We start from the raw sequence: 1,478 nt of genomic DNA, 5'->3' as shown, positions 1-1,478 counted from the left end.
GATATGACCCCCAAATTTAGGACAAATTTGGGGGTTATTTTTATGTCTAAATTATCTAAACAAGATAAAGTTGAAATCTATCATCTTTGGCATGATTATCAAATCGGTTCTACTGAGTTAAGTCAGCGTTATCGGGTTGGCAGGACTAATATTAGTTACTTGTTAGCTTTAATTGACCGTCACGGTCTAGCCATTTTAGATCAGCCTTACACTGCTTATACAAGTAATTTTAAGGAGCAAGCTCTCAAGCGAATCATAGTTGACCATGAACCCCTTTATCACGTAGCACTAGATTTAGGTTTAAAAAGTCGTGGCATGTTGTCCAATTGGCTGCGCGAATATCGTAAAAATGGGTATAATATCGTTAATAAGCAGAGAGGACGACCGCCCCATGACCAAAAGAGAACAGCTGATCAAACAGGAAAATCATCGACTCAAACAAGAGAACGAACGCTTACGCCAGCAGAACTTAAAGCTGAAAATCGAGAACGAATTTGTAAAAAAATTGAGCGTCTTAGTCGACCAGCGGACCAAGAACCGCAAGCCGCGGAAATAGCCCAGGCAGTTACCCAACTAAGGCGCGAGCTTAAAGTCAGCGTAACTTTTATTCTTGATGCCATTAATGCCAATCCCAATCTGCCGCACTTATCCCGTAGTAATTACTACTACACTTTAAAGAAGAAGGATAAAGAGCGGGATAATCGAGAAATAATGGCTGAAATCAAAGCTATTTATGAAGAACACAAGCACCGCTATGGCTATCGCCGCATTACTGCAGAACTTAGGCGTCGCGGTTTATTAGTCAATCATAAAAAGGTGCAGCGCTTAATGAACAAGCTGAAACTGTTTGGCATAGTCAGTAAACGCTGGCACAAATACAGCAGCTATCGCGGCACTCAGGGTCCGATTAAGCCTGACCTGATTAAACGCAGCTTCAGTGCGGTTTATCCCAATCACAAATGGTATTCAGATGTGACGGAGTTTAAGCTCAAGGGGCAAAAGACTTACTTATCACCGATCATTGACGGCTGCACCCAAGAGATTGTTTCCTATACTATTTCCCGCAGCCCTAATCTTAAGCAGACCATGGATATGTTAAGAAAGGCCTGGCACAAATATCCAGCTTTGAATGGTTTGATCTTTCACACAGACCAAGGCTGGCAGTACCAACACTTGCAATTTCAAGCATGGCTCAAAAATCATGGCATTAGCCAGTCAATGTCACGCAAGGGCAATTCGCTTGATGATGGGCTAATGGAAGGCTTCTTCGGCATACTCAAGCGAGAAATGTTTTATGGCTTTGAAAAGCAGTTTAAAAATCTGAATGAACTGGAAGATGCAATCAGAGACTACATTGAGTATTACAATCAGAAAAGAATCAAGATCAAACTAAAAGGACTAACTCCGATTGAATATCGGAAGCTAGTCCTCAGTTAGCAGCTAATATAAAGTGTCCTAATTTTAGGGTTCACATCACA

Annotated in this window: 1 protein-coding gene; it reads left to right on the top strand. The window is 41.4% G+C overall.

Translation table 11 applies throughout. The annotated features are described in order from the left end of the window. The first annotated feature begins 42 nt into the window (after window positions 1–42). Complete coding sequence (locus JF76_RS10040; RefSeq protein WP_045929019.1) at window positions 43–1,437, top strand: IS3 family transposase; 1,395 nt, start codon at window positions 43–45, stop codon at window positions 1,435–1,437. The last annotated feature ends 41 nt before the right edge of the window (window positions 1,438–1,478 follow it).

This window comes from Lactobacillus kullabergensis (genome assembly GCF_000967195.1).
GTDB lineage: Bacteria > Bacillota > Bacilli > Lactobacillales > Lactobacillaceae > Lactobacillus > Lactobacillus kullabergensis.
Note: the sequence above shows the minus strand (reverse complement) of the source record. Positions and strands in the feature narration are given on the sequence as shown.

Coding starts and splice junctions, on each gene's coding strand:
- JF76_RS10040 (WP_045929019.1), top strand. CDS start 43: ATGTCTAAATTATCTAAACAAGATAAAGTTGAAATCTATCATCTTTGG.